General features: G+C 69.4%; 26 protein-coding genes, 1 tRNA gene and 1 other RNA gene. 21 read left to right on the top strand and 7 right to left on the bottom strand.

The genetic code is table 11. The features are described 5' to 3' along the window. Nucleotides 1-90: 90 nt before the first annotated feature. Nucleotides 91-858 carry a S1 family peptidase gene (locus tag OG746_RS05825; RefSeq protein WP_266712231.1) on the bottom strand — a complete coding sequence of 256 codons (768 nt, stop codon included), beginning with the start codon at nucleotides 856-858 and terminating at the stop codon, nucleotides 91-93. 211 nt (nucleotides 859-1,069) lie between these two features. Here OG746_RS05825 and OG746_RS05830 point away from each other — a divergent pair, with 211 nt between their 5' ends. Continuing rightward, complete coding sequence (locus tag OG746_RS05830; protein ID WP_266712233.1) at nucleotides 1,070-1,720, top strand: response regulator; 651 nt, start codon at nucleotides 1,070-1,072, stop codon at nucleotides 1,718-1,720. Here the strand turns inward: OG746_RS05830 and OG746_RS05835 are convergent. From OG746_RS05835 to OG746_RS05845, 3 genes are all read right to left on the bottom strand, one after another. Continuing rightward, a complete protein-coding gene (locus OG746_RS05835) occupies nucleotides 1,713-3,032 on the bottom strand; it encodes a sensor histidine kinase (RefSeq protein ID WP_266712235.1) in 1,320 nt (439 codons plus the stop codon). The genes OG746_RS05830 and OG746_RS05835 overlap by 8 nt on opposite strands. Nucleotides 3,033-3,383: 351 nt before the next feature. Further along, nucleotides 3,384-4,280 (bottom strand): YDG/SRA domain-containing protein, encoded by an 897-nt coding sequence (locus OG746_RS05840; RefSeq protein ID WP_266712237.1) that lies wholly within the window; start codon nucleotides 4,278-4,280, stop codon nucleotides 3,384-3,386. 52 nt (nucleotides 4,281-4,332) lie between these two features. Further along, a complete protein-coding gene (locus OG746_RS05845; protein ID WP_266712239.1) occupies nucleotides 4,333-5,757 on the bottom strand; it encodes a DNA sulfur modification protein DndB in 1,425 nt (474 codons plus the stop codon). A 1,181-nt stretch (nucleotides 5,758-6,938) separates the two neighbouring features. Between OG746_RS05845 and OG746_RS05850 the strand changes: the two genes are divergently transcribed. Next, a complete protein-coding gene (locus OG746_RS05850; protein WP_266712241.1) occupies nucleotides 6,939-7,502 on the top strand; it encodes an HD domain-containing protein in 564 nt (187 codons plus the stop codon). On the opposite strand, the gene OG746_RS05855 is transcribed toward OG746_RS05850, so the two are convergent. Then, the gene (locus OG746_RS05855; protein WP_266712243.1) at nucleotides 7,490-7,960 is read right to left on the bottom strand and encodes an NUDIX hydrolase; all 471 of its coding nucleotides are present in this window, start codon (nucleotides 7,958-7,960) and stop codon (nucleotides 7,490-7,492) included. The two genes, OG746_RS05850 and OG746_RS05855, sit on opposite strands and share 13 nt — an antisense overlap. A gap of 35 nt (nucleotides 7,961-7,995) precedes the next feature. After that, the gene (locus OG746_RS05860) at nucleotides 7,996-8,727 is read right to left on the bottom strand and encodes an XRE family transcriptional regulator (protein ID WP_266712245.1); all 732 of its coding nucleotides are present in this window, start codon (nucleotides 8,725-8,727) and stop codon (nucleotides 7,996-7,998) included. Nucleotides 8,728-8,908: 181 nt separating this feature from the next. Between OG746_RS05860 and OG746_RS05865 the strand changes: the two genes are divergently transcribed. The 13 genes from OG746_RS05865 to OG746_RS05925 all read left to right on the top strand — a co-directional run bounded on the left by OG746_RS05865 (nucleotide 8,909) and on the right by OG746_RS05925 (nucleotide 15,965). Beyond that, nucleotides 8,909-9,268, top strand: coding sequence for an SCO3933 family regulatory protein (locus OG746_RS05865; protein ID WP_266712247.1), 360 nt, complete (start codon nucleotides 8,909-8,911; stop codon nucleotides 9,266-9,268). A gap of 2 nt (nucleotides 9,269-9,270) precedes the next feature. Then, a complete protein-coding gene (locus tag OG746_RS05870; protein WP_266712249.1) occupies nucleotides 9,271-10,629 on the top strand; it encodes an FtsK/SpoIIIE domain-containing protein in 1,359 nt (452 codons plus the stop codon). A gap of 82 nt (nucleotides 10,630-10,711) precedes the next feature. Then, a complete protein-coding gene (locus OG746_RS05875; protein ID WP_266712251.1) occupies nucleotides 10,712-10,918 on the top strand; it encodes a hypothetical protein in 207 nt (68 codons plus the stop codon). Between the two features lie 5 nt (nucleotides 10,919-10,923). Continuing rightward, the gene (locus OG746_RS05880; protein WP_266712253.1) at nucleotides 10,924-11,103 is read left to right on the top strand and encodes a hypothetical protein; all 180 of its coding nucleotides are present in this window, start codon (nucleotides 10,924-10,926) and stop codon (nucleotides 11,101-11,103) included. 76 nt (nucleotides 11,104-11,179) lie between these two features. Next, nucleotides 11,180-11,833 carry a DUF2637 domain-containing protein gene (locus OG746_RS05885; RefSeq protein ID WP_266712255.1) on the top strand — a complete coding sequence of 218 codons (654 nt, stop codon included), beginning with the start codon at nucleotides 11,180-11,182 and terminating at the stop codon, nucleotides 11,831-11,833. A gap of 19 nt (nucleotides 11,834-11,852) precedes the next feature. Next, on the top strand, nucleotides 11,853-12,053 hold the full coding sequence (locus tag OG746_RS05890) for a mobile element transfer protein (RefSeq protein WP_266712257.1): 201 nt from the start codon (nucleotides 11,853-11,855) through the stop codon (nucleotides 12,051-12,053). Between the two features lie 15 nt (nucleotides 12,054-12,068). After that, nucleotides 12,069-12,209, top strand: coding sequence for a hypothetical protein (locus tag OG746_RS05895; protein WP_266712258.1), 141 nt, complete (start codon nucleotides 12,069-12,071; stop codon nucleotides 12,207-12,209). 23 nt (nucleotides 12,210-12,232) lie between these two features. Continuing rightward, nucleotides 12,233-12,583: a SpdD-like protein gene (locus OG746_RS05900; protein ID WP_266712260.1), complete on the top strand. Its 351-nt coding sequence runs from the start codon at nucleotides 12,233-12,235 to the stop codon at nucleotides 12,581-12,583. Between the two features lie 91 nt (nucleotides 12,584-12,674). After that, entirely contained in the window at nucleotides 12,675-12,872 is a 198-nt protein-coding gene (locus tag OG746_RS05905; protein WP_266712262.1) for a hypothetical protein, read from the top strand. Then, on the top strand, nucleotides 12,869-13,090 hold the full coding sequence (locus OG746_RS05910; RefSeq protein WP_266712264.1) for a hypothetical protein: 222 nt from the start codon (nucleotides 12,869-12,871) through the stop codon (nucleotides 13,088-13,090). The genes OG746_RS05905 and OG746_RS05910 overlap by 4 nt, the downstream gene beginning before the upstream one ends. Continuing rightward, complete coding sequence (gene repSA, locus OG746_RS05915) at nucleotides 13,087-14,511, top strand: replication initiator protein RepSA (protein ID WP_266712266.1); 1,425 nt, start codon at nucleotides 13,087-13,089, stop codon at nucleotides 14,509-14,511. The genes OG746_RS05910 and repSA overlap by 4 nt, the downstream gene beginning before the upstream one ends. After that, nucleotides 14,495-14,719: an excisionase family DNA-binding protein gene (locus OG746_RS05920; RefSeq protein WP_266712268.1), complete on the top strand. Its 225-nt coding sequence runs from the start codon at nucleotides 14,495-14,497 to the stop codon at nucleotides 14,717-14,719. Before repSA ends, OG746_RS05920 begins: the two co-directional genes overlap by 17 nt. Nucleotides 14,720-14,729: 10 nt before the next feature. Further along, nucleotides 14,730-15,965, top strand: a complete 1,236-nt coding sequence (locus OG746_RS05925; RefSeq protein WP_266712270.1) for a tyrosine-type recombinase/integrase — start codon at nucleotides 14,730-14,732, stop codon at nucleotides 15,963-15,965. A gap of 65 nt (nucleotides 15,966-16,030) precedes the next feature. Here OG746_RS05925 and OG746_RS05930 read toward each other — a convergent pair. Then, a tRNA-Ser gene (locus tag OG746_RS05930) sits at nucleotides 16,031-16,115 on the bottom strand. Nucleotides 16,116-16,260: 145 nt separating this feature from the next. Here OG746_RS05930 and ffs point away from each other — a divergent pair. From ffs to OG746_RS05960, 6 genes are all read left to right on the top strand, one after another. Beyond that, an RNA gene (gene ffs, locus OG746_RS05935) (signal recognition particle sRNA small type) lies at nucleotides 16,261-16,355 on the top strand. 69 nt (nucleotides 16,356-16,424) lie between these two features. Then, entirely contained in the window at nucleotides 16,425-18,713 is a 2,289-nt protein-coding gene (locus tag OG746_RS05940; protein ID WP_266712272.1) for a DNA polymerase III subunit gamma and tau, read from the top strand. 138 nt (nucleotides 18,714-18,851) lie between these two features. Next, complete coding sequence (gene purD / locus OG746_RS05945) at nucleotides 18,852-20,111, top strand: phosphoribosylamine--glycine ligase (RefSeq protein WP_266712274.1); 1,260 nt, start codon at nucleotides 18,852-18,854, stop codon at nucleotides 20,109-20,111. A gap of 393 nt (nucleotides 20,112-20,504) precedes the next feature. Continuing rightward, nucleotides 20,505-22,400: a hypothetical protein gene (locus tag OG746_RS05950; protein ID WP_266718741.1), complete on the top strand. Its 1,896-nt coding sequence runs from the start codon at nucleotides 20,505-20,507 to the stop codon at nucleotides 22,398-22,400. 221 nt (nucleotides 22,401-22,621) lie between these two features. Then, nucleotides 22,622-24,109, top strand: coding sequence for a N,N-dimethylformamidase beta subunit family domain-containing protein (locus OG746_RS05955; protein WP_266718742.1), 1,488 nt, complete (start codon nucleotides 22,622-22,624; stop codon nucleotides 24,107-24,109). Nucleotides 24,110-24,258: 149 nt separating this feature from the next. After that, on the top strand, nucleotides 24,259-25,164 hold the full coding sequence (locus OG746_RS05960) for a phosphoribosylaminoimidazolesuccinocarboxamide synthase (protein WP_266712276.1): 906 nt from the start codon (nucleotides 24,259-24,261) through the stop codon (nucleotides 25,162-25,164). The last annotated feature ends 15 nt before the right edge of the window (nucleotides 25,165-25,179 follow it).

Genomic DNA, 25,179 nt, shown 5'->3' on the forward strand with positions numbered 1-25,179 from the left:
TCGCGAATCGGCGGCGCGGGGGACATGGGGCTGCGGGGTGTCTTGGGGGTGGGGTTTTCCCCAGGACGCCGGCCGGGGGCGCCCCCGGGATCACTTCGCGGTGGTCCGCTCGATCCAGTCCCGGTGGGCGGTCAGGTCGGTGTAGATGCCGGGCCCTGTGGCGCACTTCGGGTCGGCGTCGCCGTCGCGGCTGGTCGCGCCGATCAGTTCCCAGCGCCCTGGACGGCCCTTGATCTGCGGCCCGCCGGAGTCGAGGATGCACGCCTGCGCGTTCTTGGTGGGACTGTCGGTGCACAGCTCGTTGGCCGCGTCGTAGTTCTCGCTGCACCGTTCGTCGGCGACGAGCTCGGTGTCCAACTCCTGCAAGGTGACCGGCGGGTGCGGGCACTCGCTGCCGTCCTCGCAGGTCATCCCCCAGCCGAGGATCCGGGTGTCGGTACCTGCCGGACCGGCGTCGGCGGCCACCTCGACGGGCTTCGCGTCCACGGGGTGGGCCAGCTTCATGACGGCCACGTCGTCGCGGAACGGCTCGTAGGAGAAGCCCGGGTGCGCGACGACCTTGGTGACCTTCGCCGCGGCCCCCTTCGTGCGGTCGTGATCGCCGACCCGGACGGAGAGCTGCTCCGGCTCGACGTTCACCGTGCAGTGCCCGGCGGTCACGATCCAGTCCCGCTTGATCAGGGAGCCGCCGCAGTAGTGCTTGCCGTCCTTCTGCACGCTCACCATGAACGGGTACGGGGAGGTGGCGTCGTGTCCCCCGATGATCGCCGATGCCGACGGTGCCACCGACATGGAGAGCGCGATCGCCCCCACCGCTGCCGCGCCCGCGCACAGTGCCGACCTGCCGCGCTTGATCATCTGTCCTCCTGCGTCTCGTCCGGACCTGACGCCGTCGATGCTGTCGCGGTCGGCACCCGTGCCACATCGCCCTGACCTCCTGGACGGAGTTGCCCGAAAGTCTTACGGCGCGACGGCCGGATCATGCTGCGGGACCACCGCGAGGGGACGGCCGGCGGCGGCTACCGTGAGCGGGCGATGGCTCCCGTACGCGGATGAGGTGGTGGCGTGAGTGACCGTCAAGGTCGTCCTGCTCGATGACGAGGAACTGGTGCGCCGGGGCATCCGGATGATCCTGAACGCCCAGCCGGACATCGAGGTGGTCGCCGAGGGCGGCGACGGCTCGGTGGCCCTGCAACTGGTGGCCGAGCACCGCCCGGACGTGGTGCTCACCGACATTCAGATGCCGCGCGTCGACGGCCTGGAGGTCGCCCGGCGGCTCGCCGCGCTGCCCGCCCCGCCCGCCGTCGCGGTGCTCACCACCTTCGACGTCGACGAATACGTCCACGCCGCACTCCAGAACGGCGCGACGGGCTTCCTGCTCAAGGACACCTCTCCGCGCGAACTGGCCGACGCCGTACGGGTTCTCGCGCACGGCGACGCGATGCTCTCGCCGAGCATCACCACCAAGCTGCTGGCCGCCTTCGCCACGGGCTCGGCGGCCCCGCGGGCGCAAGCGCGGTCACGGCTGGCCGAGTTGACCGCCCGTGAGCGCGAGGTCGCCGTGGCGGTGGCCCGGGGCCGCAGCAACGCCGAGATCGCCGCCGACCTGTCCGTGAGCCGGTCCACGGTCAAGGTCCACCTCAGCCGGATCATGGCCAAGCTCGACGCCGCCAACCGCACTCAGGTCGCGCTCGTCACCCACGACGCCGGGCTCAGCTGACCCCTAGGTCCTGTGTGGGCAGCGCCGCGTCGATCCGGAAGCCGCCGTCGCCGGTGGGCCCGGACTCGAAGGTGCCGCCGGCCAGGCGGACCCGCTCCGTCAGACCGATCAGCCCGTGTCCGCCGCTGGGCAGCAGGGGGTCCCCGTCGGCGGTCGGCTCGGCGGGCCCGTCGGCCGGACCGTTGACGACCCGTACGCGCACGGTCCTCGGGTCGAACGTGAGGTGAACCCGCGTCGTGGCGCCGGGAGCGTGCTTGTGCACGTTGGTCAGGGCCTCCTGCACGACGCGGTGCGCGGCCCGCTCGACCGGCTCCGCCAGCGGCTGCGGAGCGCCCTCGACGTGCACGGTGACGGGCAGCCCCGCGGCCCGGGAGCCGTCGGCCGGCTCGGTGATCCTGTCGACGGCCGCGCCCGGGACGGGGCGTTGCCCGGCAGGGTCGTGCGCAGGGTTCGCGGCCCCGGTGTCCGCCCGGTCGGCCGGACCGTTCCTCAGCACCCCCAACATCTCGCGGAGTTCGGTGAGCGCGCGCCGCCCCGCCGTCTGGATGATCTGCGCGGTCTCGCCCGTCACCTCCGGATCGTGGGTGACGGCGCTGAGCGCGTTGGCGTGCACGACGATCAGGCTCACCTGGTGGGAGACCACGTCGTGCATCTCACCGGCGATGCGCCGCCGCTCCTGCTCCCGCGCGGCCTCGGCGACGAGCCGCTGCTCCCGCTCGGCCCGCTCCGCCCGTTCGACGAGACCGGCGACGACGGCCCGCCGCTGACCCACGTAGAGCCCCAGCAGCAGCGGCACCAGGCAGGAGAAGACGAAGTTGACCGAGAACCAGAGCGCCACCGTCCGCACGCTGGACCAGCCCGCCGCTTCCCAGGGCGCGACAACCACGAGGCCGAGGACGGCCGAGGCCCAGACGGCCCGGCGGCTGTGCGGGCCGCGATAGGCGCCTACCGCGTAGTAGGCGACGGGCGTCGCGTAGGCGGAGATCTGGAGGACCTTGGCGAGCAGGGCGACCGCGAGCACCAGTTCGGGTGCCCGGCGCCGTACGAGCAGGGGCAGCGCGCTCGCGGCGGCGATCAGCAGATTCGCCCAGGGAGCGGCCGGACCCATGTAGGGGTTCTGGTAGCTGTTCAGCACCGCGAGCCCCAGCGCGACGACCGTCAGCACCACGTCCGAGACGCGCGCGGGCAGCCGGGGCGGGCGCGGAACGGGCGGCGCCGCGAGGCCCGGCCCCGCGCCCCCGTCGCCGGAGGGCAGGAGAGCCCAGCTGCGCAGCGTGTTTCCGAGCGTGCGGGTGCGACTGGCGGTACTCACCCGCCGAGGATAGAAGGCGCCGCGAAACGACGAAGGACCCCACCGCCGAAACGGTGGGGCCCTTCATCTGCCCTGATGGGCGGGTGCGGAGGATACGAGATTCGAACTCGTGAGGGGTTGCCCCCAACACGCTTTCCAAGTCTGATCGTTCGGGTCGGCCGGTGATCCAAGGCCGTTCACCTGCGTTCATGCCGGGATGATCGCTGTGTGTACGGCGGTCTGCGGCACCTCGTGAACGGGGGTGGACGCTGGCGAATGAGACGGAAACTGAGACGGCTCAGCCTGCGGTCAAGCTGTCCAGTCTGCTGGCCGGCCTTCTGATCTGTAGCTCATACAGAACGGTCAGCTACCTCACTGCCTCCAGCGCTCACGGTGCTGCCTTACGCAGTCGAGATCGATAGCGTGCCTCGGATCTGTCCGAAGGCGGCCAGCCGGGACGCCTCCGCGAATCACGGTGAGATCATCACCGAGAACGATGGCTCCAGCATCCAGCATGACGTGGCAGTTCGGACAGAGACACAGGACATTGCCAGTCGTGTCCGGGCCATCGTGCGGGCTCCCGAGAGCATGCATGTGAGCGCCTTCGCTGTAACTTCCTCCCGGCACCTCGATCTGAAGGTTGCAGATTTGGCAACGGTCGTTGTGCCAAGCCTTCACCTGTCGCTTGACCGCGCTACTGCGTACGACGCGCTGGATGGTGGCAGTTACGCGTCCTGGCGACTCGGAACCGGTGGGCGCCTTCTCGGTATCAACCTCGGGCAGACGGCCCTGGTCTCCCTGCGGAGTAGGTACCGGCAGCGGGGTTCCCTCGACGGCCTCCATCCGGAACTGCCAGATCCGAAAGCCGTCGATACCGAGCTTGCTGCCGTAACTGGCGACACGGAAAAGGCCGTCGTACCGATACCCTTCCGCCGGCGCCCACTGAGATCTGGCATGCGCCCCGCGAAGGACTCGTACCGGGAGCCCATTCAAGTAGCTAGTGACCAGGGCCGCATTGCCTGAGTCTTCAAGGGTCTGGTCGCTGACTTGATTCTTCGATGAATCCTGACCGCCGTGACCGGTATAGATGATGACGTTGCCGTAGTCCTCATCGTCCTTATACCCGCCAGACACAACGATCGACTCTGCACCATTCCGCTTGGTGCCGCAGATGCCCCCTTGCGTGGGCCGGTGGACCCCGGCCTCGTGAGCGCGCCGCCGGTTGCTGAACTCCTGCCCAACGTGGGTGTTGGGTACTTCACCGAACATGAAGCCTCCTCCGAGCTCCCAGTTAGTCACTGCCCTACAGGCACCCGGGGTGCTACTTCTTCCGCGGACGTCCCCGGCCGGCGGTGACCAGCCCTAGTGCGGAGAGCACCTTCTGTTCCTGCATGTGGGCCAGCTCGGGAGACTGGCGGGAGAGGGTTGCGATGACCTTGCGAATGGCTTCCTCGTACGCTCCGCGGGTGGCGCCGGCCTGCCCTGCCTTCCACTTGCCTGTCTTGACGTCGAAGGACGTACGCACAAGCGTGTCTTCAAACAGCTGGTGCACGAAGATCTTCTCGCCGTCCCTCGATGCCTCGCGGAGTTCGTCACGCCGCCAAGGAAGCTTGGACAACTCATCCACGACGTGACGGGCATCGAGGCCAGCTACGTTCGCGGCAGCGATGACGTTGGCGATGACGTGAAGGCCAGCGGCGGCCGAGTGAACGTAGTCCGCCTTGAACTCCGCGGCACTCAAGTGATTGGCAGCCATCTGCTTCCACCCGGGTACGCGCGTGAACGCGTAGTCCAGGATGGCGACGATCTCTGTGGACGCCGCCTCGATGACCTGGTCCTGTGACCTTCCCTCGCGCCTGCCGCGTTCCTCGAAGATGCCATGGAGGATGTCTTCGCGCTGGTCTGGCGTACGGTCTCGCACGCCCACGCCGAGAATCGCAGCAGCAGCGGACCTCACGGCAGCCGCCGGGTAGAGGGGATCGTACTTGCGCCCCTTGGCAGCAGCGAGCTTGTGGGCTGCCTTCGCTCCCAGGTAGGCAGTCCGGTCGGACAAGTAGCGGCTCTTGCGCGTTACTTGCTGACCCAGGCGGTTCTGCACCGCGCTGCTGTCCATGATCGCGATGAGGCTCGGGCTGATAGGCCGGGTGCTGGCCATCTTGACGAAGATCGTGGAAAGGACGGATGCCTCCCCCTCCAGAAGCAGCGTCATCTCGATGCTGCTCTTCTCGAGCATCTCGCGCGCCTCGGCATACTCCTCAGAGGAAGGGTCCTCCATCACTGTCCGCCATGCGTCAGTGAGGCCCTTCACCCGGTGCTGCCCGTCTTCCACGATCGGGTGATCGCTCGTCGACGGGACGATGAACTTGACGAGCCATACATTGTTGGCGATCTGCTGGAGCTGCTCGATCTTCACCTGGTCTTCAGGGATGGCGATGGTGAGCGTCCCCAGGTAGGGGCGCTCACTCGTCGTGAGGAAGTCGCGGATCTTTTCGGCGTGCTTGTCGCTGATGTCCCGCTGCCCCGGAGTCGTAAGACTCTCCGTGTCGAAGTCGTGCCGCGCCAGCAGTCGATCGAAGGTGAGGCGCTCCGCGACGTCGCGGAAGGGGACCGTGAAGGTAATCTTCCCCATCGTGCCTGCGTGAGACAGGAAGCCGATCGCCTCGAACTTTGACGGCATTGAGATCGATCCCCCGCGCAGCGCCTCGGTGGCCGCGTCGAGTGTCGATTCGTTCTTTCCAGGGATCATGCGACGTACTCTTTCCCCAGCCCGTACAGGGCTGTCATAGCGGCTCGGAGCGCAGCGATCTTCCCGGATACGGCGCTCCGAGCCGTCACTCGTGCAACGACTGCCTCACACCGTAAATAGCCTAGCTATTTTTTTCAACCAACTTCCAAGGTGTCTCTAAAACCGCCGGCGCATCCGCGGGGGGAGGTGCTGAGCGCGTGCTGCCCCTCTGTGTCGTAGCTCAACTCGCGCAGCGATCTAGCCATCAGTGGCGTGACCAGCCCTTGAGTCGTTGATAGTTGTCACCGTTGGTCATCGCCGAGTGGTGTTCCACGACCCGCAGACGTCCCCGCACCCGACCGCTCTACTCAGCCCACCACTCAACCCCAGCTCCCATCCCGTCCGCCGTCGACCCACACGCAGTGGAGCGGGCGTGGTTCATGGCGTCCAGGTGGAGCGCGCCACTGTACGAACGACCTGGACGCCATGGGCCACGTCTGCTCGGCTTTGCCTGGGTCGATGGTGGACGGGATGGGAGCCCTCGCAACCACCCACGGACCCGCACCCGGCAGCGCTACCCCCGGCCCCCGGTGCCGGCCGATCCCCCGCCGGAGGCATCGTCTTTGCCCGCGGCCGTGGTGAACCCGTGTGATCTGCGGACGATGAGCAGTTGAGGATCACGTGGCGTTGGCCCGCCGGTTGACGCCACCATGATCCGGCCTGATCGGTAACCCAAAGCGTCGTTGACCTGTGGTGCGGAAGTCTCTCCGGTTCCCCATGGCTCGTTGCTGGATATGGCCCTTGGGGTGTGCCGGGCGGGCGCCGCCCCGCTGCCGACGGCGGAGACATTTAGGCGGCGGGGCGGCGCCCGCCCGGCGCCGCCCCGTGGTGGGGCCCTCGATCCTTCGGGACGGCTCGGGCCTGGTGGTGTTTACGGGGGTGCTCTTGGACGTGCGCCTTGTGGTCTTACGGGTGTTGAGGTTTTCCCCCTACAAGGCCGGATCATGGTGGCGTCAACCGGCGGGCCGGCGCTGCCTGATCCGCAAAAGCGGCCTAGACCGGCAATGATCGACGGCGCGGGTCGAACCCGTGCCGCGAGCGGAGCGAGCCTTGATGAAGTAGGGAAACTCTGTCCGCGCCATGATTCGGAGGGCTGACGCTGGCCTGTTCGCCGGACTGCGGTCTCAGTTATGGTGCGATTCATGCCTCTTGCACTGGACACGTCTCAGGGAGCGGCCGAACTGGCTGAGTCCCTGTTGCCCCCGCTCGGGAACCGCTGGCTGCACACTCAGGCCGTGGCGGCACGCGCACGCGAGGCATCGGCCGCGGTACCTGAGGCTGAACGGGATCTCCTCGTTGCCTCTGCCTGGCTGCACGACATCGGGTACGCCCCAGAGCTACGCGACACGGGCTTTCACCCGCTCGACGGCGCTCGGCACCTCGAATCGCTCGGCGCACCTGACCGACTCGTTCGCCTGGTCGCTCATCACTCCGGTGCCGTGTACGAGGCAGAACAGCGCGGCCTGTCAGCCGAGTTGGACGTCTACGATCGGGAAGACTCCCCGATCCTTGACGCGCTGATCTATGCCGACATGACAACCGGTCCCGCTGGGCAGTCCTTCGACTTCGACCGTCGCATGGACGAGATCCTCGACCGGTACGAGGTGGGCAGCGTGGTACACGTGGCGATCAGCAAGGCCCGTCCGTACCTTGGTGCGGCTGTTGAGCGCACTCGTGACCGGCTTCGTAGCGATCAACCGATGTAGGGCGTTGGGCGGTTGGACAAGCCGTGCTCGATCCGCATGCGCATCGATGGGTGGATGCTTAGCTCGTTCAGCCGCTCTGGGGCGACGAACGCGACTTCCTTACTCTCGCTGCTGGTGCGCGGTTCTCCGCCGACGATGCGGGCGGTGAAGCAGATCGAGAACTGTTGGCGTACCTCTCCGTCGTCGTATGCCATGACGTGACCGGGGTTGGTGTAGAGACCCACCAGGCCCGTCACCTCGACGTCGAATCCGGTTTCTTCCTTGGTCTCCCGTACGGCGGCATCGGCGACTGCCTCGCCTACCTCAACCCCGCCACCGGGGAGCGCCCACAGATCATTGTCCGTCTTGTGGATCAGCAGGATTTCTCCGGCCTCGTTGACGGCGACGGCGACCACCGAAGGGACGATGCTGTTTGCCTTCGGGGCGTTCGGATCGTTCACGTAGTCGATGCGGGCCATACCCACAGCGTCGCACGTCCGGTCGGCCGACGGTCTTACGCGGGTCGTCCTCGTTCCCACGCGTAGTCAAAGCTCTTCATGTAGTGCCGGAACGTCCGGGCGCCGGCCAGGTACCGGAAGTGCATGACCGGGTTCTGCCCGGCAGGCGCTCCGAGAACGTGCGGATTCACCAAAACGTCGTCGTCGAACCGGTAGATCGAGTTGTACAGGATCGTGTCGTGAAGCCTGACCTCGACGCCGGGGACGTTCATCGCTGGTTCGAGGTACTGGCGCGTGATTCGGGCTCGGGCCGCCAAGCCGTCCCCGATCCCTTCCTCTTCGCCGCGCTGCTTGATCATTGGTGCGTCAGGGTCGCCGAGGAGGATGCGCACCTCGGTTCCTGATTCGGCCTTCTCGGCCAACTGGTCCGCTAGGTCCGGGTGCCCGTCGAAGAGGAAGAGTCCTGCGTACACGAGGATCTCGACGTGGCTCGTTGCGTTCTCGATGAGGTAGTCCCACAGGTTCGTCGGAACTGCTCCTCGGTGCGGGTAGTACGTGATCAGCTCAGATGCGCTGGCCGTGTCCGCCTGCTTCTCGATCGCGGGCCACAGATAGACCTCATCCGCTCCGAGGTATTGCGCCGCCTTCCAGCGGTGAGTCCGGTGCGGCGTCCGGTCCTTGGAGATCCACCGCTCGACGCTCTTGGGGTCGATGCCGACGTGGTCGGCAAGGGTCTGGATGGTCTCGCCCTTCGCGGAGATCGCTGAGCGCAGACGGTCGTTCGCCATGGTGCCGCTCCCTCTAACTCGCCGTATGAGACGGCTTGTTGGGACGCTGGGACGTTTTCGACGATAGCGAAGACGTCCCCAAAGGTCCATAGAGTCGGTGCTCCGTCCACCCCTCTCGGGAGTTTCCTGATCTCACCGCCAAACGGCGGTGCAACTCCCAGCGAGATCAGGAGAACTGACGATGCAGCAGATCCCCGTGGACACCGCCGGCGCGATGTTGATGGTCGCGACGCCTCCGCAGCCCAAGTACTCGAACCCGAAGACCCAGGAGCGGGCCGCCGACAGGGGTACCGGTGAGCTCCTCTCGACACTGGACGTGCTGTTCGTGAAGGACGGCAACGCCGAGGTCGTGAGGGTCGCCGTGGCTGAGTCGGCCATCTCCGGTGAGCTCGCGATGGGTGCGCCGGTCGCCCTGACCGGCCTGATCGCTCGGCCGTGGGAGAACGAGTTCAACGGCCAGAAGCGGCACGGCATCAGCTTCCGCGCGGTCGCTGCGACGGCCGTGGACGCCGGCGGCTCGAAGAACCTGAAGGCGGCCTGATCATGGGCTGGTTAACGATCAGCGTGCTCGCGGTCGTTGTCGGGCTGGCGCTGCTGCTTCGGTGGCGCCGCCCCGCCTGGTTCTGGATGACCTTCGGTGTCGTCTACTCGGTCCTCAAGGTCCGGTTCCGGTACGCGTCCGTGATGGATGCCTGTGATCTGACGGTGCCGGCGTCCCGCTTTAGGCTCTGGCTCGCGCGGCTGCTGAATCAGGAGATTCCGCGGCAGCGGGTTCCTCGCCTGATGTGGATCAAGCCGACGCGTACCGGTCTGCGGCTGCGGATCCGGATGCAGCCGGGACAGGACGCCTTCGACTACTCCTCCGCGGTCGACCGGCTGCGGCACGCCTTCGGCGTCCACCAGGTCACCTCACGTGAGATCAAGCCGGGTGTCGTCGAGATCGCCATGACGGGATACGACGTGCTGCGCCGCGTGCAGATGCCGGCAAAGATCGAACGAAAGGGCCTGAAGGTTCCGGTCGCGCTGGTGGAAGACGGGTCGGTGTACTTCCGCGACTACTGGTCGGTGCCGCACTCGATCACCATCGGCGCGTCCGGATCCGGCAAGTCGGTCTACCAGCGGCGCGTGATCAAGGAACTCGCCGCGCTACGGGTGGCACTGGTCGGAATCGACTGCAAGCAGGGCGTCGAACTCTCCCCGCTCGCCCGCCGGTTCTCCGCTCTGGCCGACAACCCCGACGATGCCGCCGAACTGCTGGAAGCGCTCGTGGACCGGATGGACGAGATCTATCAGGTGATCCGTCGGGTGCAACGGGTGAGTGCGGACACGCCGGATGCGGAGATCGCCGCGAACATCTGGGACCTGCCCGAGAACGAGCGGCCGGTACCGATCGTGCTGACCATCGACGAGATCGCGGAACTGGCCCTGACGACTTCGCGTGCGGATGAGAAGCGCCGCACACGGATCATCGTCGCCCTGGTCCGGTTGGCCCAACTCGGCCGCGCCGCCGGCATCTTCCTCGACATCTACGGGCAGCGCTTCGGCTCCGAACTCGGCGACGGCATCACCATGCTGCGCGCCCAGTTGACCGGCCGGACCGCGCACCGGGTCAACGACGAATCCTCCTCCAAGATGGCCTTCGGCGACGTGTCCCCGCATGCGGTGTTCGCCGCGACGCAGATCCGCAACGACCGCCCCGGCATGGCCGTGGTCGGCTACTCGAATGGCGAGTGGGCCCGTATCCGCACCCCGCACACGACGATGCGCGAAGCGGTGACCGCGTGCAACAAGCACGATGATCTGACCCCGGACATCCCGGAGTTGACCCGCTTCCGGCCGGTCTTCGACACCGATCTGCCCAAGGCGCCCGTGACGCTCGAACCCGTCGCCGAACCTGCCTGAACCCTCCCGCACCAACGGTCGGCGCGACCGCCTCGCGCCAAGTCCCTACCCCACCCATGCCTGAGGCCGGAGGGAGAACCTCATGTTGAGCCTCCAACAGCAGGACGACGAAGAACGCAGCAACCGCCTGATCCAAGACGCTGCGCACTTGTACTACGACGCCGATGACGACTCGGAGACGGAAGCCTTCGCGGCTTGGATCGGCAACGTGATGCGGGCCCAGATCCGAGCTGAGTATGTCGGCGAGTACCCGCCTTGCGGCCACGGCTACCCGCGCCGGGGCTGGTGAGCGTCATGGCCACCACCCGCCGGAAGAAGACCCCGGCTCCCGCGCCCGCTCCGGCCAAGTGCCGCGTCTGCAAGGGCTCCGGAGAGGTCTCGATCACGGTCCGGGTCGGCCGCAAGCAGCGCTCCGTGGGTGCTCAGACCGGCCTGTGCCTGACCTGCCTCGGTTCCGGTGAAGCCACCGACTGAATCTGCTGGGGCACGGCGGCCGGACACCGCTCCCCGCCGCGCCCCGGCCCCACATCCCTGAAGGAGGTGAAGAACGATGAACTCCAAGATCCGTCCGGACGCTGTACTGATCCAAGCCGTGATTGCCGGGGCCCTGTCCTTCGCCCACCTGCACGACCTCGCCTACGCGGCCGGACAGACCGGCTGGAAAGCGTGGGCCTACCCGATCAGCGTCGACCTGCTCTTGGTCGCCGCATGGCGCCGGCTGCGCAACGACGGACCCTCGCGGCTGGCCTGGTGCTGGTTCGTGGTCGCTCTGGTCGCCTCGCTCGGTGCCAACGTCGCCACCGCCGGCTTCCTCGATCTGGCGCACCCGCCCGCGTGGCTGCGCTTCGGCGTCGCCGGCTGGCCCGCGCTCGCCTTTCTCGGCGGCACCCTTCTGACTCACAGCCCTGCCCGCGCGACGGCCGCGGACCCGGCTCCGGAGGTCGTCGAGTCGGCCACCGTGACGCGCACCCCCGAACCCGCTCCGGACCCCGAGCAGATCGCCGTTCCCGCCCCGGCTCCGGCCGCACTGCCGGAACCTCCGGCGCCCACTGTCGAGGCTCCGCCGGCGCTTGTCGCGCACGCCCGCAAGGTCGCCGACGACCACCAGGCCCAGACCGGACAGCGCATCGACATCGACACCCTGCGCGCCCGCCTCAACGTCCCGCCCGCCATGGCGGACGCCATCGCCGCACAACTCACCTGAGAGACAAGGAATCAAGGTCATGGGACACCGCTTCTTCCTCTTCCAGCGAGTCCAGAGCTACGGCCCCGTAGAGATCGCGCGCGCCGTCCGCGACGACGGCGACAAGGGCTACAGCACCGTGTGCACCGCTGACGGCTGCGGCTGGTCCTCGGACTACTCCAGCTACGGCTCTGCCTGCGTGGCGGCCAAGGGTCACCACTGCCGGATCAAGAACCGCTGAGCGGGAGGCACTGCCGTGGATGTTCCGTTCTGGTTCTTCATCGCCGTCGTCGGCGCGCTCGGCATCAAGCTCGTCCGCCCGCCGGCCTGGCTCGTCCTGGTCCTGCTCATCGGCGGCTACTTCCTTGCCCCCGCCATCGGCACCTTCATCAACTAGCCCGACTCGGAAGGAGATCAGCCATGTTCCGGCCTCGCGTCCCGCTCAACGAGCAGCCCACGGGCGAGATCATCCCGACCATCACCACCCTCGGGACTGTCGTCCCGCACAACCAGGCTCAGGCTCACGCGCCGTGCGGCTGTCAGCATCACGCCCCGGCGCCCGCCGCTCCAGCGGCCTCGCGTCCGGCCGTGCAGCTCACCCCCGGCGCGCTCCTGCTTCTCGTCGGCGGCGGCACCGCTGCCGTGCTCGTGGTCGGCGCCGTGCTGGTCTCCATGCTCCTCGCGGTCGCCATCACCGCCGGCGCGCTCGCCATCGTCGCCCTCGTGGTCCGCTCGCTGATCGCCTCCGAGCAGAAACAGCACCGCCGTTGACCGGCCCCGGAGCGGCCTCGGTCGCCAAACTTCGCCCGCTCCGGCGCCGTGCCTCCTGCCCGAACTCACTGATCCGGAAGGAACTCTCATCATGACCGACCGCATCCCCTACCTGGGACGGGTCTGCCCGAACTGCGACGGCTTCCCCATCGTCTCCGTATCCTCCGGCCTCGGCCGCGACGACCACGGGAACCTGCGCACCCTCACGATCACCTGCGACACCTGCCACGGCACCGGGCACACCTCGGTCCGCCGCGGTCATGTCTCGCCGTTGGAGGTGGCTGCGTGAAGGGCCTGACCGTTTCCGCCCACGTGGAGCCGGACAGCGCATCGCGGCTCGTCGTCTTCGACAACTTTGTGATCGTCCGCGTCGGCGGCAGGGATGTAGAAATCACTCTGCTGGCCACACCCGGAACGTCCACGGTTCTGCGGGACTTGGCCGCTCGCCTCAATGAGGCCGCGCAGGTCCTCGACACCATGGCCACCTCCTCCGAGGTGAGCGCATGACCGACACCGCCACCCTGGCGGGCCTGGATACGGCCACCCTCGGCGACATGCTGCGGGTGGCCGGCTCCACCGGCTTCGACCGCTGGCAAGACCAGATCAAACGCACCGGCGGATGCTCCGACCCGATCCACCTCACCGGCTGGTCGATCACCAAAGACCGCGCCACCGGCGAGACGCTGCGGCACTACAGCACCGACACCGAACCCGGTGGGCGGCTTCGGATCGCGTGCGGCAACCGCCGGGCCTCGCGCTGCCCTTCCTGCGCCTGGACCTACGCCGGCGACACCTTCCACCTGATCCGGGCCGGCCTCGTCGGCGATTCCCGCCACGAGATCCCGGCCGCGATCCGCAACCGGCCCCGTGTCTTCGCCACCCTCACCGCGCCGTCCTTCGGCCCGGTCCACAACCAACCCACCCGCGGGACCTGTCGCTGCGGCACCGCACACCGTGACGACGATCCGGCACTCGGCACCCCGCTTGACCCGGCGACGTACGACTACGCCGGCGCCGTGCTGTTCAACAACCATGCGAGCGACCTGTGGCACCGCTTCGTCAACCGGCTGCGCCGTGAGATCGCGGCCCGTGTCGGCATCACACAGCGGGAGTTCAAGGAGGTTGCCCGGCTCTCGTACGGCAAGGTCGCAGAGTTCCAGAAGCGCGGTGCCGTCCACTTTCACGCTGTGATCCGTCTCGACGGGCCGGACGGTCCCGACACCGCGCCCCCGTCGTGGGCGAGTACGGAACTGCTCACCCGCGCCATCCAGGCGGCTGCCGTGCACCCGTACGTCACGGTGAACGTGCCGCCCGCCCCGGACGCCGGCCACCGCAACGGCTGGCGGCTGCGCTGGGGCCAGCAACTCGACGTACGGCCGATCACGGCGTTCGGGGACGGCAAGGAGATCAAAGAGCAGGCAGTCGCCTCGTACGTGGCCAAGTACGCCACCAAGGCGGCAGAGAACACGGGCACGGTGGACCGCCGGATCGGCAACCGTGAGGCTGCCCTCCTGCTCGGCCTGCCGGATCACCCGCGCCGCCTGATTGAAGCCTGCTTCGATCTCGATCCGTTCTATCCGGAACGCCGGCTGAGCGCCTGGGCTCACATGCTCGGCTTCCGCGGCCACTTCTCCTCAAAGTCCCGCGCCTACTCGACCACCCTCGGCGTCCTCCGACAGATCCGCGCTGATTACCGCGCCGCCCAAGAACGCGAAGCCCTCGGCCTCGACGGACACGAGCCGGACACCGTGCTCGTCCTCGCCTCCTGGGAGTACGCCGGCCACGGACACACCCCCGGCGAATCCGCCCTGGCCGCCTCGATCGCCCGAGACCTCCAACTGAACCGAGAGACAGCACGCGAAGCGCTCAACGATCAACCCAACTTCAGCGACGAAACGAGGGGTACCGACTGTGAACAAAGCATCTGAGCTGGCAGTGGTTGCCGTGGACCCCACGTTGGTCCTGTTGACCGTTGAAGAGGCAGCACGACGCCTCGGGATCGGTCGTACGACCTGCTTCAGGCTCGTCAGTACGGGCGAACTGGAGTCGGTCACCGTGGGGCGTCTGCGCCGTGTCCCTGCCGCTGCCCTGCCCGTGTACGTCGCGACGCTTCGCCGCGCCGCCTTGGCTGCGTGAGGGAGTGACCGTGGCCGACAAGAAGAGGACTCGACAGCCCAACGGCGCCTCGTCGATCTACGAGGGCAAGGATGGCAAGTGGCACGGCCGTGTGACTGTCGGGGTCCGTGACGACGGCAAGCCCGACCGGCGGCATGTCGAGCGCAAGACCAAAGCAGAGGTCACCAGGGCCGTACGGGAGCTGGAAAAGGCTCGTGATGCGGGGCGGGTCAGGAAAGCCGGCAAGGCATGGACGCTCGGCACCTGGCTTGAACACTGGGTCGAGAACATCGCCAAGAAGTACGTGAGTGAGAACAGCTACGACGGCTACGAGGTCGACGTGCGTGTGCACCTCGTGCCCGGCCTCGGTGCGCACAAGCTCGATCGCTTGGAGCCTGAGCACCTGGAGACCTTCTACGCCAAGATGCAGGCGTCCGGGAGCTCGGCGGGTACGGCCCATCACGTTCACCGCACGATTCGGGTGGCGCTAGGTGAAGCGGTCCGGCGCGGTCACATCACGACCAACGTCGCAGAGATCGCCCGTGCTCCTCGGCTGGAAGAGGAGGACATCGAGCCGTACACGATCGAGGAAGTGCAGAGCCTGCTCTTGGAGGCGTCCAAGCTCCGCAACAGCACTCGATGGGTCGTCGCGCTCGCCCTCGGTCTGCGGCAGGGTGAAGCGCTCGGGCTCAAGTGGGAAGACGTGTATCTCGATGCCGGCTACCTGCGTACGAGGAAGAACCGGCTGCGCCCCAGGTACGCGCACGGCTGCGGCGACACGTGCGGCCGGAAGGCGGGTTACTGCCCGGAGCGTCAACAGATCCGCCGCGAGTTCAAGAACACCAAGTCTCGTGCCGGGCGTCGGACGATCGGCCTGCCCGATCCGTTGATCAAGCTCCTACGGAAGCATCAGGAGGAGCAGGAACGAGAGCGGCAGGAAGCCGGGGAACGGTGGGAGGACAAGGGCTATGTCTTCGCCTCCGAGACCGGTGGCCCGTTGATCCCGAACACGGACTATCACCGCTGGAAGGATCTCCTTGCCGACGCTGGCGTCCGTGATGGTCGGCTGCATGACGCTCGGCACACTGCCGGGACCGTGCTCCTACTGCTCGGCGTTCCGGACGTCGTGGTCGACGCGATCATGGGTTGGGAGCCTGGGGGAGCCGCCCGGATGCGCGCCCGGTACATGCACGTCACGGGCCCGATGCTGAAGAAGGTGGCCGATCAGGTCGGCGAAGCGCTCTGGGGCCCGCCAGACCTCAAGTGAGACGGAAACTGAGACGGACAAAGACGAAGGCCCGGACCGATCACTCGGTCCGGGCCTTCTGCCTGCGGAGGATACGAGATTCGAACTCGTGAGGGGTTGCCCCCAACACGCTTTCCAAGCGTGCGCCCTAGGCCACTAGGCGAATCCTCCGCCGCAAACAATACAAGACGCTGAAGGGTGCTCGCGACCACGTTGATGATCAAGGTCGGCGACGGATCGGTCGGCCGATCCGTCGCCGATCCGGGGGTCGGACCTCCGGGTTCTTTCCACGGTGGGGGATCGGGTACTGTTGGCGTCAGCCCCTCACGTGGCGCTATCTGACTGAACTCCCCCAGGGCCGGAAGGCAGCAAGGGTAAGTCGGCTCTGGCGGGTGCGTGGGGGGCGTTTACGTTCCCGGGCGGCTTCCCGATACCCGTGGGCGGGTCCGGTTGTCAGTGGGCGCCTATAACCTCGTATGCGTGTCGTCTCTCGCGCTCTACCGCCGTTACCGCCCGGAGTCGTTCGCCGAGGTCATCGGGCAGGAACATGTAACCGACCCGCTGCAGCAGGCGCTGCGGAACAACCGGGTCAATCACGCGTACCTGTTTTCGGGCCCGCGCGGCTGCGGCAAGACGACCAGCGCGCGCATCCTGGCCCGCTGTCTCAACTGTGCGCAGGGTCCCACCCCGAATCCGTGCGGGGAGTGCCAGTCGTGCCAGGACCTCGCGCGCAACGGGCCGGGTTCGATCGACGTCATCGAGATCGACGCCGCTTCGCACGGTGGTGTGGACGACGCCCGTGATCTGCGCGAGAAGGCCTTCTTCGGGCCCGCCTCCAGCCGCTACAAGATCTACATCATCGACGAGGCCCACATGGTCACGTCGGCGGGATTCAACGCGCTGCTGAAGGTGGTCGAGGAGCCCCCGGAGCACCTCAAGTTCATCTTCGCGACCACCGAGCCCGAGAAGGTCATCGGGACGATCCGGTCCAGGACGCACCACTACCCCTTCCGGCTCGTGCCGCCGGGAACGCTGCGCGACTACCTGGGCGAGGTGTGCGGCAAGGAGGCCATGGCCGTCGAGGAGGGCGTGCTGCCGCTCGTCGTCCGGGCCGGCGCGGGTTCCGTGCGTGACTCCATGTCCGTCATGGACCAGCTGCTCGCCGGCGCGGGTGACGACGGTGTGACGTATGCCATGGCGACAGGTCTGCTCGGGTACACGGACGGTTCGCTGCTCGACTCCGTCGTCGAGGCGTTCGCCACCGGTGACGGCGCCGCCGCCTTCGAGGTCGTGGACCGGGTCATCGAGGGCGGCAACGACCCGCGGCGCTTCGTGGCCGACCTGCTCGAGCGGCTGCGGGATCTCGTGATCCTGGCCGCCGTTCCCGACGCCGGGGAGAAGGGGCTCATCGACGCCCCGGCCGATGTGGTGGAGCGGATGCAGGCGCAGGCGGGCACGTTCGGCGCCGCCGAGCTCAGCCGGGCCGCCGATCTCGTCAACGAGGGCCTGACCGAGTTGCGCGGCGCCAACGCTCCGCGGCTCCAGCTCGAGCTGATCTGCGCGCGCGTGCTGCTGCCCGCGGCGTACAACGACGAACGTTCGGTCATGGCCCGCCTCGACCGCATCGAGCGCGGCGGAGTCTTCACGCCGGGCGGGCAGGGTCCCGCGCCCTCCATGGCGTACGTTCCCGGGCCCGATGCCCATGCCGCTCCTCCCGCGGCCCCCATGCAGGCGCCTGCGCCCGTCGTCGAACCGGGTGGCGGGCCCGCGGCGGCTCGGGCCGCGGTGCGAGGCGGCGGCGGGCCGGGTGGCGGCCCCGGCGCGGCCCAGGCCCCGGCCCCGGCGGCGCCGGTGGCTCCGCAGGCCCAGGCCCCCGCTGCTCCGGCTCCGACTCCAGCTCCGGCCCAGGCCCCGGCTCCCGCGCCGAGCCCCACCCCGGCTCCCGCCCCGCCCGCGGAGGCCCAGCCCGCCCCGGCCGCCACCCCCGGCTCCTGGCCCACGGCTGCCCCGGCCGGCGGCGGTGCCGGTCGCAAGCCCGGTGGGTGGCCCACGGCCGCGGCCGCGGGTTCCGGCCAGCCGCCCGCCCCGGCCGCACCGCAGGCGGCGGCCCCCGCCCCCGCGCCGACCCCCACCCCGCAGCAGCCGGCCCCCGCGCCCATGGCGGCGGCCCCGGCCGGCGGCCCTGACCCCCGTACGCTCTGGCCGAACATCCTGGAGGCGGTCAAGAACAAGCGCCGCTTCACCTGGATCCTGCTCAGTCAGAACGCGCAGGTCACGGGCTTCGACGGCACCACACTCCAGCTCGGCTTCGTGAATGCGGGCGCCCGTGACAACTTCGTGAGCAGCGGCAGCGAGGACGTGCTGAAGGCGGCACTGTCCGAGCAGTTCGGGGCGAACTGGAAGATCGACGCCGTCGTCGACACCTCGGGCGGAGGCGGCGCACCCCCGCCGCCCGGTCCCGGCGGCGGATACGGCGGCGGCGGTGGCTACGGCGGAGGCGGCTACGCGCCCGCACCGGCACCGGCGCCCACCCCGGCCCCCGCGCCCGCCCCGGACCGGTCCCAGTCGTCCGCCGCCCAGCCCGCTGCGTCCAGCGCGGAGCCCGCCCCGGCCCCCGCTCCTCAGGAACCGCCCCGCCGCTCGGTGTCGGTGGAGGACGACATCCCGGAGGACGACGACCCGGACCTCGACGAGAAATCCCTGTCGGGCCACGACCTGATCGTCCGCGAACTGGGCGCGACGGTGGTCGAGGAGTTCACGAACGAGTAGTGCGGGGCCTCTGCCCATGGACCCCTGCCCATGGACCCGTTCGCATGGAGGAACCTGGAGGAATCCACAAACCTCCGCTTCTCCCGCCTTGGGTAGCCCGTACAAGACCACCCCGGTCGTGCGGATAGGCTGACCGGCGTGAAGGTCCTCGTCATCGGCAGCGGCGCCCGCGAACACGCCCTGTGCCGCTCAATGTCCCTCGACCCCGACGTCACCGCCCTGCACTGTGCTCCAGGCAACGCAGGCATCGCCGAGGTCGCCGAGCTGCACGCGGTCGACGCCCTCGACGGCGCAGCGGTCACCGCCCTCGCCCAGGAGCTGGAGGCCGACCTTGTTGTCGTCGGACCTGAGGCGCCCCTGGTCGCCGGTGTCGCCGACGCGGTCCGTGCCGCCGGCATCCCCGTCTTCGGCCCGTCCGGCGAGGCCGCCCAGCTGGAGGGCTCCAAGGCGTTCGCCAAGGACGTCATGGCCGGCGCCGGCGTGCCCACCGCCCGCTCGTACGTGTGCACCAACGCGGCGGAGATCGACGAGGCGCTCGACGCGTTCGGCGCCCCGTACGTCGTGAAGGACGACGGTCTCGCCGCCGGCAAGGGCGTCGTCGTGACCGGGGACATCGAGGAGGCCCGCGCCCACGCGAAGGCCTGTGAGCGCGTCGTCATCGAGGAGTTCCTCGACGGCCCCGAGGTCTCCCTCTTCGCGATCACCGACGGCACCACCGTCGTCCCGCTCCAGCCCGCCCAGGACTTCAAGCGCGCGCTCGACAACGACGAAGGCCCCAACACCGGTGGCATGGGCGCCTATTCGCCGCTCCCGTGGGCCGACCCGAAGCTGGTCGGGGAAGTCCTCGACACGGTGCTGCAGCCGACGGTCGACGAGATGGCGCGGCGCGGCACCCCGTTCTCGGGCCTGCTCTACGCCGGTCTCGCGATCACCGGCCGCGGCGTCCGCGTCATCGAGTTCAACGCCCGCTTCGGCGACCCCGAGACGCAGGTCGTGCTGGCCCGCCTCAGGACCCCGCTCGCCGGTGTCCTGCTGGCGTCGGCGAACGGCACGCTGGCCGACCTCGAGCCGCTGCGCTGGAGCGATGACGCGGCCGTCACCGTCGTCGTCGCCTCGCACAACTACCCGGGCACCCCGCGTACCGGCGACCCGATCACCGGGCTCGACGAGGTGGCCGCGCAGGACGCCCCGAACGCGTACGTGCTGCACGCCGGTACCAAGCGCGACGGCGAGAGCGGCGCGGTCGTCAGCGCGGGCGGCCGCGTGCTGTCCGTCACCGCGGTCGGCGGCGATCTGACGCAGGCCCGCGAGCGCGCGTACGCCGCCGTGGACCGCATCGGCCTCGACGGCTCGCAGCACCGCAAGGACATCGCCGCGAAGGCCGCTTCCGGCCAGTGACATCGGGGCCGGTGGCCACTTCTGGGCGGTGACATCCGCTCCGAAGGCCGACTTCGGCCGCTGACACGGACCCGCCGCCGGGCAGGCCACACCCTCGCTTGCCCGGCGCCCGATGTCACCCACCTCTGCCCAAAGCCATTCCATCGAGTGACCGCTGGCCCAACCGGCTGACGAGGCCGGAACCCCCAACTAGGGTGCGGCGCACGGAGTTACGGCACCCGTGCGAGCCGCGCAGAACCAGACGGACCACCGGCATTGCGATGTCAGTGGCGGGTGCCATTGTGGGGGAGTGAGCAACGCCACCAGTGTTCTGCCGCGGGCCTCGGTCCCTGGTTGGGCAATAGGCAAGGGCAGCAGGGGGTGACATCGGTCGTGTCCGGTACGGGTGTGGAGATGGGTGCGCAGAGCGCGCGCTCCCGAGCCCTCGCCGTGCTGCGCATCCGCAGCAGGGCGACGGCCGTCGCGTTGCTTCCCGCAGCCGCCTCCGTGGTGCTGCTCGCGGGCGGCACCACCGGCCATCTGACGGGCGGGGGCTGGGACGTCGCGCGCGGCGTCGTGAGCGCGATCGCCCTCGTCGTCCTGCTCGCGGCCGCCGCTGTCGCCCTCGTCGTGGCGCGCGCCCGCCCGGCCGTCAGCCCGACGATCCCGATCGCCGAGAACACCGCCCCCGACCTGTACCGGCTGGTGCGCGACCTGGCCGACCGGCTCGACGTTCCGGCGCCCTCGGCGATAGCGCTCACCCCGGACTGCGACAGCTGGCTCGAGGACCGTACGCATCCGGCCCACGGCCCGCCCACGCGCCGCGGCCAGAGCCCTGCCGACGGGCGGAGCGCCGCGGACGGGGCCGGTGATCCCAAGGCTCCCGCCGCGCCCGTCCTCGTCATCGGATCCCCGTTCCTGTGGTGGATGCGGGTGGCCGAGCTGCGCGCGGTCCTGGCCCCGGTCGTCGCCGGTACGGGCCCCTCGGCGCACCCCGACATAGCGGCGGCCCGGCGCTTCATCCGCGGCCTCGACGCGGCGGTGGCGGTCTCCTCCGACGGCGGCCGCGGGCCGGTCGCCCGCGCCGTGCTCGGCGGTGTCGGCCGGGTCGCCCGGCTGCTGCTGACCGGCTGCCGGGTGCACGCCGCCGAGATGGAGCGCGGCGTCGCCGCGGCCGCGGCCGAGCGTGCCCAGGCGGTGGACTACGGCCTGCGGATCGTCGCCCAGGAGCAGGTCGGGCTCGCGTACGCGGGCTGGGACCGGCTGCTCACGCGGGTCGCGCTGCCGGCCTGGCGGATGGGCCGCTGGCCCGCCCGGCTGGACGCGGGCGTGGTGGCGGCGCTGACCGAGCTGTCCCGGCGTGACCGCCTCGCGGCGCAGGACGGGACCTTCGCGTCGCGGCTCGGCGAGCGCCCGGCGTGCGATCTGCTCGAAGAGCCCGGGACCGTCGACGAGGCGGCGTCGCTGCTCGCCGCCCGTCTCTTCCACGGCGGGCCCGCCGAGCGTGGCCCGGACTGGGCGCCGGTGGACTGGCAGGAGTATCCGGACGAGGTCGTGGACCGGAAGTGGCGGATGGATGCGGCTCGGCTGCATCGGGTGCTGGACAGCTTGGGCGTGCGGGTTCCCTCCGGGGGTGCGGAGGGGCCGACGTTGGCGCGGGTGCTGGATCATCTCGCGGCGCCTGTGCCTCGGGATCCCGTTTCGGATCGGCCCTCCGCGCCCACGTCTCGGGGCTCCGCCCCGGGCCCCGCTGCTCAATCGCCGCAGGGGCTTGATTTGGCGGCACCTGGCGCCGATGGGCTTGAAAAGGCCGACCGGCTTGATGCGCCCGCGCCCGGCACCGATGGGCTTGATTTGGCCGATGGGCTTGAGTTGGCCGACGGGTCTGATGAGGGTGAGGCGGATGGGGGGCCGCTGGGTGCGCTCTCGGCCACTCTCGCCGCCGAGGTGGCCCGTGAGGAGAGTGCGCGGCCCGTGGCGGCCGGGCCTCCGGCGGGGCAGGGGAGTCCGGACGGGGCGTTGTGGGACGAAGGGGCGTTGCCCCTGTTCCCGTTGCAACCGCCGCGCAGCGGGCGGGAGTTGCTGGCCGACCACGTCACCGCGATGGTCTGCTGCGCCGCAGTGGACACGGCGGGCGCGGCGCCGGGCCTGGACTGGCTGGACGGCCCGTCGCTGCTGGTCGACGGGGAGCGCACGGCCGACCTGACGCCCCGCGTCCTGAGCCTCGTGGAGGACGGTGACGTGGAGCCGCTCAAGGACTGGCTGACCCGCCGTGGCGTCCGCGCGGAGAAGCCGGTGCGCCTCGTGTGAGCCGCCGCCCCGTCGGTGTCCCAACTCCCGGAAATCCGGAGGGAATCGTTCCACTCTCGTCAATTCGCGACGAACGGTGACGGAGTGCGTGCGTAATGTGATGTGCTGGGACCGGTCGCGGACATGACGACGCCGCGGGTGAGGGCTCGGGGGAGCGAGGGAGGGGAGCAGGCATGGGGCCGGACAGGGAGGAACACCCGAAAGACCTGGCGAGCAACGACATGCCCCCGCCCCGCGCGCACACGCCCCGCTGGGAATCAGGCGCGCTGGCGCACGCGGTCACGGACCCGTTCGGACAGGGACCGCTCCCCTGGCTGCGCGGAAGTGAGCACTATTTCGACGACACCGGCCATGTCGTTCCCTGGTACGTCGACCATGTGTCGCAGCCCGGCTCCCGCGACATCCCGGCCCCCCGCACCAGCGGCCCCCGCACCGCCGACGACGTGCACCGCCAGATCAAGGGCTTCGCCTCGACCGGCGCGGCGGCCCCCGGCGAGGCGATCGACTTCCACATCACGGTGGACCCGCCCCAGCAGTTCACCGTGGACATCTACCGCATCGGCCACTACGGCGGCGACGGCGCCCGCAAGATCACCACGAGCCCGCGCCTGTCCGGCATCGTCCAGCCGCCCCCGCTGACCGCGGACCGCACGGTCTCCTGCCACCACTGGTGGCTCTCCTGGCGGCTGCACATCCCGTCGTACTGGAATGTCGGCGCGTACGTCGCCGTCCTCACGACGCTCGACGGGTACCGCTCGCACATCCCCTTCACGGTCCGCGACGCCGAGCCCGCCGACCTGCTGCTCCTGCTCCCGGACATCACCTGGCAGGCGTACAACCTCTACCCGGAGGACGGGCGGACGGGCGCCAGCCTGTACCACGCGTGGGACGAGGACGGCCGGCTGCTCGGCGAGAGCGAGGCCGCGATCACGGTCTCCTTCGACCGCCCGTACGCGGGCGCGGGCCTCCCCCTGCACGTGGGGCACGCCTACGACTTCATCCGCTGGGCGGAGCGCTACGGCTACGACCTGGCGTACGCCGACGCCCGCGATCTGCACGCGGGCCGCATCGACCCGACCCGCTACCGGGGCCTGGTCTTCCCGGGGCACGACGAGTACTGGTCGGCGAACATGCGCCGCACGACCGAGCTGGCCCGGGAGAACGGGACATCGCTCGTCTTCCTCTCCGCCAACACCATGTACTGGCAGGTGGAGTTGGGCCCGTCGGCGTCCGGGGTCCCGGACCGGCTGCTCACCTGCCGCAAGCGCAGGGGCCCCGGAAAGCCGACGCTGTGGCGGGAGATCGACAAGCCGGAGCAGCAGCTGATGGGCATCCAGTACGCGGGCCGGGTCCCCGACCCGCACCCCCTGATCGTGCGGAACGCGGAGCACTGGCTGTGGGAGGCGACGGGGGCGCACGAGGGGGACGAGATAGCGGACCTGGTCGCCGGTGAGGCCGACCGCTACTTCCCTCGGACATCGTTGCCCGAGCACCAGGACCGCATCCTGCTCGCGCACTCCCCGTACCGCGACAGCGACAAGGCCCGCAGACACCAGGAGACATCCCTCTACCGCTCGCCGTCCGGAGCGCTGGTCTTCGCGTCCGGGACGTTCGCCTGGTCCCCGGCCCTGGACCGCCCCGGCCACGTCGACCCCCGGATCCAGCGGGCGACGGCGAATCTCCTCGACCGCATCTGCAAACGCGACTGACGAGACCGAGCCCACAGGGCGTCGGCTCACCCCGTGGCCAAAACCCGCCCCCACGTACGGGAGAATCGGGGTACTCGCCCGCCCGTCTCCCACCACCGCCCTACTCGAGCCCTGCGGGCGCCCTTAGTCTTCAGCCACGGGGAGGAACCATGTCCGGATTCGTCGAAAAGCCCGAGCCAGTACAGGTGCCGGGCCTGGTGCATCTCCACACCGGCAAGGTGCGGGACCTGTACCGGAACGAGGCGGGCGACCTCGTCATGGTCGCCACCGACCGCATCTCGGCCTACGACTGGGTGCTGCCCAGCCCGATCCCGGACAAGGGCAAGGTGCTCACGCAGCTGTCCCTGTGGTGGTTCGACCAGCTCCAGGACCTGATCCCGAACCACGTCATCTCGCAGGAGCTCCCCGAGGGCGCCCCCGCCGACTGGGCGGGCCGCACCCTCGTCTGCAAGTCGCTGGACATGGTCCCGGTCGAGGCGGTGGCCCGCGGCTACCTCACCGGCTCGGGCCTGGTCGAGTACAACGAGTCGCGTACGGTCTGCGGCCTCGCCCTCCCCGAGGGCCTGGAGGACGGCTCCGAGCTCCCGGCCCCCGTCTTCACCCCCGCCACCAAGGCCGAGGTCGGCGAGCACGACGAGAACGTGAGCTACGAGGAGGTGGCCCGCCAGGTCGGCGCCGACACGGCCGCCCAACTGCGCCAGTCCACGCTCGCCGTCTACAGCCGCGCCCGGGACATCGCGCGCGAGCGCGGCATCATTCTGGCGGACACGAAGTTCGAGTTCGGCTTCGACAAGGACGGCTCGCTGATCCTCGCCGACGAGGTGCTGACCCCGGACTCCTCCCGCTTCTGGCCCGCCGACCAGTGGCAGCCGGGCCGCGCCCAGCCGAGTTACGACAAGCAGTTCGTGCGGGACTGGCTGACCTCGCCGGCCTCCGGTTGGGACCGCAAGAGCGAGCAGCCGCCGCCGGCGCTCCCGGACGAGGTCGTCACCGCGACCCGCGCCAAGTACATCGAGGCGTACGAGCTGCTGACCGGCCTGAGCTGGGACGCGTAACGGCATGACAAAGAG

This window comes from Streptomyces sp. NBC_01016 (assembly GCF_026341035.1).
Lineage (GTDB): Bacteria > Actinomycetota > Actinomycetes > Streptomycetales > Streptomycetaceae > Streptomyces.